This is a genomic window from Halomonas sp. 3D7M (genome assembly GCF_014897885.1).
In the GTDB taxonomy this organism is placed as follows: domain Bacteria; phylum Pseudomonadota; class Gammaproteobacteria; order Pseudomonadales; family Halomonadaceae; genus Vreelandella.
This window is the reverse complement of sequence record NZ_JABUZF010000170.1, coordinates 6,009-15,043: the sequence shown is the minus strand read 5'-3', so window position 1 is coordinate 15,043 and position 9,035 is coordinate 6,009. Positions and strand designations below refer to the sequence as shown.

The 9,035-nt window shown below is 52.6% G+C and carries 8 protein-coding genes and 1 pseudogene; 6 read left to right on the top strand and 3 right to left on the bottom strand.

The window, feature by feature from the left end:
• Positions 1–397: pseudogene (locus INT22_RS20565) on the bottom strand (tetratricopeptide repeat protein); the annotation flags it as partial.
• A gap of 412 nt (positions 398–809) precedes the next feature.
• Here INT22_RS20565 and hemA point away from each other — a divergent pair.
• The 5 genes from hemA to INT22_RS08695 are packed head-to-tail and all read left to right on the top strand — an operon-like array spanning position 810 to position 5,359.
• On the top strand, positions 810–2,120 hold the full coding sequence (gene hemA / locus INT22_RS08715) for a glutamyl-tRNA reductase (protein ID WP_089038647.1): 1,311 nt from the start codon (positions 810–812) through the stop codon (positions 2,118–2,120).
• Positions 2,117–3,205 carry a peptide chain release factor 1 gene (gene prfA, locus INT22_RS08710; RefSeq protein WP_089038646.1) on the top strand — a complete coding sequence of 363 codons (1,089 nt, stop codon included), beginning with the start codon at positions 2,117–2,119 and terminating at the stop codon, positions 3,203–3,205. Before hemA ends, prfA begins: the two co-directional genes overlap by 4 nt.
• 14 nt (positions 3,206–3,219) lie before the next feature.
• Positions 3,220–4,065: a peptide chain release factor N(5)-glutamine methyltransferase gene (prmC, locus tag INT22_RS08705; protein ID WP_319022058.1), complete on the top strand. Its 846-nt coding sequence runs from the start codon at positions 3,220–3,222 to the stop codon at positions 4,063–4,065.
• Between the two features lie 33 nt (positions 4,066–4,098).
• Complete coding sequence (locus INT22_RS08700) at positions 4,099–4,599, top strand: Lrp/AsnC ligand binding domain-containing protein (protein ID WP_038482725.1); 501 nt, start codon at positions 4,099–4,101, stop codon at positions 4,597–4,599.
• Positions 4,600–4,603: 4 nt separating this feature from the next.
• Complete coding sequence (locus tag INT22_RS08695) at positions 4,604–5,359, top strand: molybdopterin-synthase adenylyltransferase MoeB (protein WP_193068058.1); 756 nt, start codon at positions 4,604–4,606, stop codon at positions 5,357–5,359.
• A gap of 122 nt (positions 5,360–5,481) precedes the next feature.
• On the opposite strand, the gene ahpF is transcribed toward INT22_RS08695, so the two are convergent.
• Together ahpF and ahpC are read right to left on the bottom strand one after the other, a co-directional pair.
• The gene (ahpF, locus tag INT22_RS08690) at positions 5,482–7,038 is read right to left on the bottom strand and encodes an alkyl hydroperoxide reductase subunit F (RefSeq protein WP_193068057.1); all 1,557 of its coding nucleotides are present in this window, start codon (positions 7,036–7,038) and stop codon (positions 5,482–5,484) included.
• Between the two features lie 213 nt (positions 7,039–7,251).
• Positions 7,252–7,815 (bottom strand): alkyl hydroperoxide reductase subunit C, encoded by a 564-nt coding sequence (gene ahpC / locus INT22_RS08685; RefSeq protein ID WP_038482734.1) that lies wholly within the window; start codon positions 7,813–7,815, stop codon positions 7,252–7,254.
• A gap of 332 nt (positions 7,816–8,147) precedes the next feature.
• Here ahpC and INT22_RS08680 point away from each other — a divergent pair.
• Positions 8,148–9,035: extracellular solute-binding protein (locus INT22_RS08680; protein ID WP_226912540.1), on the top strand; the 888-nt coding region annotated here is incomplete at its 3' end.

Genomic DNA, 9,035 nt, shown 5'->3' with positions numbered 1-9,035 from the left:
GGTTCAGTGGCGCCTCTTCGGCCACCGCCGCCTCAGAAAAAGCCGCTATTTCGCCATTGCCTCCTGCTTCAGCGATCGCCAGACGCTGCTCTAAGCTGTCCAGCCAGTCTCCGCGTTGTAATGAGAGGGTTGCCAGCAACCTATTCGGCATTTCTGCTTGAGGTGCTAATTCGCGCCAACGTATCGCGGAGGCTTCCATTAAGGCGACATCATTGCCAAAGCGCGCTGCAAAAGTGGCGCGCTCGGCTAACGCGGGGTTGCGATAGCGCCGGGACGCTTCCAGATAGCCTTGGCTGGCATAGCGATAATCGCCCCGTTGGCCAGCAAGTTCTGCTGCCAGCAACGAGCGAAGACCCTCGGCATCCAGCCCGCGAGTAATCGGCGGCGCTGACTGCATGGGATCATAAGCATCATTTTGAACCCCGCTCTCAAAGGAAGACGGGGAAAGCTGGCAGCCGCCCAGTAGTAGCGTTGTGGCCAAGGGCAGTAAGGGTAAACCCGGTAACGATAGGGGGTGACCCAGTAGTGTCGCGCGAAGGGGCATGCGTCTCTCGATCAGGTGGCCGAGTGCTCAGCATAGCGGCTTGGTTGCCTGCGGCAAAGTGGTGTGCGCCAGAACATGCTGTGCTGTGATAGAATATTACACCTTGAAAACGGGGTGGGGTGGTGCAATCCATGGTATCTACTCATAGTATCTACTTATAGTTCATCGTATCTACCCACTCTTTTTAGACTTGCTATAGCAAGCTCCAGACATTCAGATCGACAAGTGACGTGACGACCGATCCACTAGCGAAGACGCATAACGCATGACGCTTCTTGCCCTGGGAATAAATCATCGTACCGCCAGCGTGGCCGTACGTGAGCAGGTTGCATTTACGCCAACGCAGCTGGAAAGCGCGTTGACGGAGCTGCGTAACCTGCCGCAAATCAGCGAAGCGGCTGTGCTTTCGACGTGTAACCGTACCGAGCTTTATTGCGTGACGGATGCCGCCGGTGAGCATGCCGTGCTGGATTGGCTTGGGCGCTTTCATAATTTGCGCATCGAAGACCTTTCCCGCTGTGCCTATCATTATCTTGACAACGATGCTGCGCGTCATCTGATGCGTGTCGCCGTTGGCCTGGACTCTATGGTGCTGGGCGAACCACAAATACTCGGTCAGTTAAAAGATGCTTATCAGCAGGCCCGCCAAGCCAATGGGTTGGGTGGTGAATTGGAGCGGTTATTCCAACACACCTTCGCGGTAGCCAAACAGGTGCGTACGGAAACGGGCATTGGCAAAAATCCAGTGTCGGTGGCGTATGCTGCGGTCAGCATGGCTAGCCGTATTTTTGATGATTTTAGCCGTGCCAGAGCGCTTTTGATCGGGGCGGGAGAAACCATTGAACTGGTAGCGCGTCATCTTCATGAAGCCGGCGTGCGGCATCTAACGGTAGCCAATCGTACCCGGGAACGCGCTGAGCTAGTGTCTGCTCCTCTGGGTGGTTCTGCTATTACACTGCCAGAAATACCGGAAGCGTTAGAGCAGGCTGATATCGTCATATCCTCTACGGCTTCTCCGCTGCCGATCCTAGGGAAGGGGATGGTAGAGCGTGCGCTGAAAAAGCGCCGCCATCGACCAGTGTTTATGGTGGATATCGCGGTGCCGCGTGATATCGAGCCTGAAGTGGGTGAGCTTGCGGATGTCTTCCTTTATACCGTTGATGATTTGCAAGAGGTCATTGAAGAAAATCGCCGTCACCGTCAAGTTGCCGCTGATCAGGCTGAATCACTCATCGAACACGGGGTGGGTAGTTGGCAGCATGAGCGTCGAATCCGCAATGGCGGCGAAATTATTCGCGACTATCGACGTCACGGAGAGGCCATTCGAGACCATTCTCGTGAGCAAGCGCTTGAGCGATTAGCAAAGGGTGAAGATCCTGCCAAGGTGATTGAACGTCTAGCTCACCAATTGGCGAATCGGTTAATGCATCAGCCCACGCTTGCCTTGCGCGACGCTGCATCCCAAGAAAATAACGAGTTGCTGAATGCCGCGCCCAATATACTATTGCCTGCTAAGCCTGCCTTTGAGCAACCAGTGGCCGCGGTAAAATGCCAGAAGGATGATACACCCGCATGAAAGAGACTTTGCGCCAACGTCTAGATAGCTTTTCCGACCGTTTTGAAGAGCTGGCAATGCTGCTGTCTGACCCTGAAGTGATTAATAATCAGCAGCGTTTTCGTGACTACTCCCGTGAGTACGCGGAATTAGAAGAGCTGGTCGCCGCCTGGCAGCGCTACGGCGAGGTAGAAAAAAGCATCGAAGAAGCCGTGCAGTTAAGTCGCGACAGCGACCCCGATATGCGCGAGCTGGCGGAACTGGAAATCAGTGAGGGGCGTGAGAAACTCGAAGCCCTGGATAGTGAGCTGAAACGCCTGCTGGTGCCTAAAGACCCCGATGATGGCCGCGGTGTATTCTTGGAAGTGCGTGCTGGCACGGGCGGGGATGAAGCCGCTATTTTTGCGGGTGATCTGTTTCGCATGTACTCACGTTATGCGGAAAAACGTGGCTGGCGCGTTGAAGTTGTTAGTGCCAGTCACGGTGAGCAGGGCGGTTACAAAGAAGTTATTTCTCGCGTGAAAGGCGATGGTGTCTATGCGCGCTTGAAATTTGAGTCTGGCGCGCACCGCGTACAGCGCGTGCCTGCGACGGAATCGCAAGGCCGGATACATACGTCCGCCTGCACGGTGGCGGTCATGCCTGAAGTGGACGACGTGGGCGATATCGATATTAATCCCTCTGATTTGCGCGTTGATACCTATCGCTCAAGTGGCGCGGGCGGTCAGCACGTCAACACCACAGATTCTGCTATCCGTATTACTCACTTGCCTACAGGCGTCGTGGTGGAGTGCCAGGAAGAGCGCAGTCAGCATAAAAACCGTGCAAAGGCGATGTCGTTGCTGGCAGCCAAACTCAAACGCAATGCGGTTGACTCGCAGCGCCAAGAGCAAGCAGACGCTCGCCGCTCATTGGTAGGCTCAGGGGATCGCAGTGAACGAATCCGTACTTACAATTTCCCCCAGGGCCGGATTACCGACCACCGTATTAACCTGACACTCTACAAACTAACGGAAGTCATTACGGGTGAGCAGCTTGATGATGTCATTGAGCCGCTCATTCACGAATATCAAGCAGAGCAGCTTTCGGCCCTTCAGGACGCCTAATGAGCTTTGATGTTGTGACGTTCGATATGCTTTTGCGACGAGCGGCGGCTCGGCTGCAAGCGGTAGGGTCGCCTTCCCCTAGAATTGATGCCGAGGTGCTGCTCAGTCACGCTACGGGGCATGACCGTACTTGGCTGTATACCTGGGGAGATCGTCAGTGCCCCCTCTGGGAGCAAGCACGATTTGATGCGTTGGTGGCTGCGCGTGCCCAGGGAGTGCCAATTGCCTATCTGACTGGTGAACGAGAATTTTGGGGGCTGCGGCTGGCAACATCGCCAGAAACGCTGATTCCACGTCCTGATACCGAAACTCTGGTTGAGGCTGTCCTGATGCGTGCCAAGGCGAGGGCAGGAAGATTGCTGGATCTTGGCACCGGCACTGGCGCTATTGCACTTGCGTTTGCCAGCGAGAAACCTAACTGGCAAGTAATAGGGGCGGATATTCGTCCAGAAGCAGTGGCACTCGCAGCGCGCAATGCACAAGCGCTGAAGATCGACAATGCTCAGTTCGTAATTAGCGATTGGTTTAGCGCGTTTGTTCAGCCCCCACAAGCGGCTGCATTCGATATTATTGTTAGTAACCCACCTTATATCGCTGCCGACGACCCACATTTGCGCCTGGGTGATGTGCGATTTGAGCCATTATCGGCACTAGTGGCCGATGCTGACGGAATGGCGGATGTGCTGCATTTGATTTGTACCGCTCGTGGCTATCTTTCCGATGGCGGCTGGCTTGCCTTAGAGCATGGTTATACGCAAGCGGCCAACGTACGAACGGCATTAGTGCGCGCTGGCTTCCAAAACGTTGAAAGTGTACTAGACGTTGGAGGTCATGAACGGGTTACCCTGGGCCACCTTTAATAACTGCCTGATTCATCAGTATTGGATCCTGCCATGAAACCAAAAAATAGAACGCTGGACCGGATCGATCTTAAAATTTTGCGCTGTCTGCAGGAAAATGCGCGAATTTCCTATGTCGACCTTGCCGCTGAAGTCGGCTTATCCACAACCCCTTGTTTAGAGCGTGTTAAACGCCTTGAGCGTGCGGGTATCATTCGCGGCTATCAAGCCATTCTTGATCCGCAGGCACTGAAAGCTAACTTGTTGGTCTTTGTGGAGATTAGCCTGGAAACTCAATCCCCTGCTGTGTTTGATGAGTTTCGTCGGGCGGTCGAGAAACTGCCGCAAATCCAAGAGTGTCATTTGGTGTCTGGTCAGTTTGATTATATTTTAAAATGCCGCATTCCTGAGATGTCCGCTTACCGGCAGCTACTAGGCGATGTTGTACTGACGCTGCCTGGGGTAAAAGAGTCCAAAAGCTATGTGGTAATGGAAGAAGTGAAAGAGAGCTTCAACTTACACATACCCGATTTCGAGGAATTTGAGGATAAGTAATCCCATGATGGATGATCAGGCGCTGCTGCGCTATAGCCGCCAAATTATGCTACCCGAGGTTGATATTGAGGGGCAGGAGCGCCTGAGAAATGCTCATGCTCTGATTGTCGGTGCAGGTGGGCTTGGGTCTCCTGTGGCGCTTTACTTAGCGGCCGCTGGCGTGGGTAAAATCACGATTGCCGACGCTGACACGGTAGAGTTGTCAAACCTGCAGCGCCAGATTGCTCACCAGCAGGCGAGTATCGGCACCAATAAGGCACGTTCAGCAAAAGCGAGCATGCAGGCACTTAACCCTGAGTGCCATGTAATCGCCTTGGAGCAACATGCGGATGGCAAGGCGCTCGAGGCACTGGTAGCGTCGGCGGATGTGGTGCTGGATTGCACAGATCGTTTTTCAAGCCGTTATGCGATTAACGCTGCTGCTCAGCAGGCCGGTGTACCGCTGGTCTCTGGAGCGGCAATTCGTTTTTCTGGGCAGTTAGCCGTCTTTGATCCTCGCAACCCAGCATGCCCCTGTTATGCGTGCCTGTATCCTCCTGGCGATAGCGAAGATGAAGCCTTGAGCTGTGCAGAAAGCGGTGTCATGGCGCCACTGGTTGGGTTGATTGGCTGTTTTCAAGCGATAGAAGCTTTTAAGCTGTTGAGCGGTGCAGGAAAACCGCATCAAGGACTCGCCACTTTTGAGGGCTTGAGCGGGCAGTGGCGTCATTTTCAGGTGCCGCGTGATCCTGCTTGCTCAGTGTGCGGTCGCGCTGATTAACCCGGCGAACAAAAAAAACGCCCGCAGGGCAGCGGGCGTGACGTCACGGTCTTTACGTCAAAGGAAACAGCCTAAAGGGTGGCAGGGGATCCGCCCAGCAGGCTAGCTAATGTCGAATCAGATTAGTGGCGAATCAAATAGTCAAACGCACCCAGTGATGCTTTTGCACCTTCACCCATGGCGATAATAATTTGCTTGTATGGCACGGTAGTCACGTCGCCTGCTGCAAATACGCCTGGAACTGACGTCATGCCATGGGCATCGACAATGATTTCGCCGCGTGGCGTCATTTCAATCGGTGAACCTTTCAGCCACTCGGTATTAGGCACTAAGCCAATTTGAACAAAGATACCTTCTAGTGCGATGGTTTTAAGCTCATCGGTATTGCGGTCTTTGTAGGCTAAACCGTTAACTCGGCTGCCGTCGCCTGTCACTTCCGTGGTTTCAGCGTTTAAAACAATGTCGACGTTAGGCAGGCTCTTAAGCTTTTTCTGTAGCACGGCGTCTGCACGCATCTCACCCATAAACTCGACTAGGGTGACGTGGCCTACAATACCGGCCAGATCGATAGCGGCCTCAACGCCAGAGTTGCCGCCGCCAATCACTGCTACGCGTTTGCCTTTAAATAGCGGGCCATCGCAGTGGGGGCAGTAAGCAACACCTTTGTTGCGGTACTGTTGTTCGCCAGGCACATTCATCTCGCGCCAACGCGCACCGGTTGCCAGGACGAGCGTTTTACTCTTCAGTTTGGCGCCCGACTCGAAGGTTATTTCGTGTAAATCACCTTCGTTTTCAGCGGCTTTAAACGACGTGGCGCGCTGAAGGTTCATAACGTCAACATCGTACTCTTTAACATGTTCTTCTAAAGCGCTAACTAGTTTAGGGCCTTCGGTATGGCTGACGGAGATAAAGTTTTCAATGCCCATGGTGTCTGCCACCTGGCCACCGAAACGCTCAGCAGCAACGCCTGTGTTGATCCCTTTACGGGCAGAGTAGATTGCTGCTGAGGCACCCGCAGGGCCACCACCAATTACCAGCGTGTCAAAGGCGGCTTTTTCGCTAAGTTTTTTCGCTTCTCGTTCAGCAGCACCCGTATCAACCTTGGCTAGAATCTGCTCTAAGGTCATACGTCCCTGGTCAAACGGTTTGCCATTTAAATAGATGCTGGGAACCGACATGATTTCCCGAGCTTCGACTTCATCCTGGAACAGAGCGCCATCGATGGCCACGTGGCGAATATTGGGGTTGAAAATCGCCATCAAGTTGAGCGCTTGAACAACATCTGGGCAGTTCTGGCAGGAGAGCGAGTAGTACGTCTCGAACAGCAGTTCGCCGTCGAGCGCCTTGATTTGATTTAGCAGTTCTTCGGACGTTTTGGGGGGATGCCCACCCACTTGTAGCAGTGCCAGCACCAGCGAGGTGAACTCGTGCCCCATCGGGATGCCAGCAAATACCACGCCGGTTTCTTCGCCGGGGCGGTTAATGGCAAATGACGGCGTGCGATTATCTTGACCGTCAGTTTGCAGTGTAATCTTGTCGCATAGGCTGCTGATGTCTTCGAGCAAACCTAGCAATTCGCGTGACTTGGCACCGTCATCGAGGGACGCAACGATCTCGAACGGTTGAGTCACTTTTTCTAAATAAGCTTTCAACTGATTTTTTAAATTGGCGTCCAGCATGACAGTGGCTTCCTCGCAGTCAGCAGTAATGAGTTCTCAACCTAACACGCTCGCTGCTGTTGAAAGATCGCAGCATGAGTAAGAGCGATAGGGAAAACGATGTTTGCGTTAACACGGGTACTCAAAAACGGGTACTCAAAAACAGGACACCCGGGGTATGCCCGGGTGTCGTTCTGCCTTAAGGGGCAATCCTGAACGGCAGCGGTAGGCCGTTTAGATTTTGCCTACGAGGTCCAGAGACGGAGCAAGCGTCTCTTCGCCTTCTTTCCATTTAGCCGGGCATACTTCGTTTGGGTTCTCGCGAACGTACTGGGCAGCCTTCACTTTGCGCAGTAGCTCTTCAGCGTTACGGCCGATGTTGCCAGCGTTGATTTCGACGATCTGAATTTTGCCGTCGGGGTCAACAACGAAGGTACCACGCTCTGCAAGACCAGCTTCTTCAATCAATACCTCGAAGTTGCGAGAGATCTGTAAGGTCGGATCAGCAATCATCGGGTACTGCAGCTTGCCGATGGTTTCAGAGCTGTCGTGCCAAGCTTTGTGAGTAAAGTGGGTGTCAGTAGACACGCTGTAGATTTCAACACCTAGCTTTTTAAATTCAGCGTAGTTGTCAGCCAAGTCACCCAGCTCAGTCGGGCAGACAAAGGTGAAATCAGCAGGGTAAAAGAAGAAAATAGACCACTTACCTTGCAAGTCTGCTTCAGTGACGTCGATAAATTCGCCGTTCAGGTAGGCAGTCGCTTTAAACGGTTTTACTTCAGTGTTGATCAGGGACATTCAGAACGTCTCCAAAATAAGTGAGTGGCAGTGGAAAAAGTTATTGCTCATGGTAACCAACTACGACCAATAGCTAAAATTGTAAAAATGCATCTAAGCAATAGTATTAGGCTATCAATGTGTGTTTTTCTGAGTTGGCTACCCTACAAGTGGGGTCGCATGGAGCAGAATACAAGAATTTTCCCCATGGGCTTGCGATAGGTGTCGCTGCACCGCAAAATTCGCTTATCTGGCATAGTAGCCACAGCTGTTTTTAATGTTTTAGCGTAAGCTTGACGTTTGAATGACTTGGCAGTTAACGAAATATTCTTAGCGATATAAGGAGTAGTGAGATGGGCAATATTCACAAACTTTCAGTGGCCGTTACGGCCCTATCTTTTGCCGTAGCGGCTGCTAATGCACAAGCGAATGAAGTGCGAGTTTACAACTGGTCCGACTATATCGCCCCTGAAACGCTAGAAAAGTTTACCGAGCGCACCGGTATTGAAGTGACCTATGATGTTTATGACAGCAATGAAATATTAGACGCTGCGCTTTTGTCTGGCCGTTCTGGCTACGATGTTGTGGTTCCTTCTACTTATTATTTTACCCGCCAGGTAAAGGCCGGTGTTTTCCAGCCCCTCAATCATGAGCTATTGCCTAATTTAGATAACCTCAATCCTGAATTGATGGCCAGCCTGGAAGAGATCGATTCGGGTAGCGAATACTCGGTGCCCTATATGTGGGGTACCAACGGCATTGGTTATAATGTTGACCGTGTGACAGACATTTTAGGCGATGACGCGCCACTGAATAGCTGGGCGCTGCTCTTTGATCCTGAAATTACCGGCGCGTTGAGCGAGGCCGGTTGTGGGCTGTCGATGCTGGATTCTGCTGATGAAATGCTGTCTCCCGCCATGGCCTATCTAGGGTTTGATCCGCGCAGTGAAAATATCGAAGACCTGGAAGCCGCTGGTGAACTCATTGCCAGTGTTCGTGACGATATGACCTACTTCCACTCGTCTCGTTACGTTTCCGACTTGGCGAATGGTGATGTTTGTGTGGCCGCAGGCTATTCCGGCGATGTTTTCCAGGCGGCTGATCGTGCCGAAGAAGCCGGCCGTGACTTCACTATTGGCTACAGCATTCCCAAAGAGGGGGCTGCACTGTGGTTTGATATGATGGCAGTGCCCGCGGATGCGCCGAATTCTGAAAATGCCCACGCCTTCATTAACTTTATT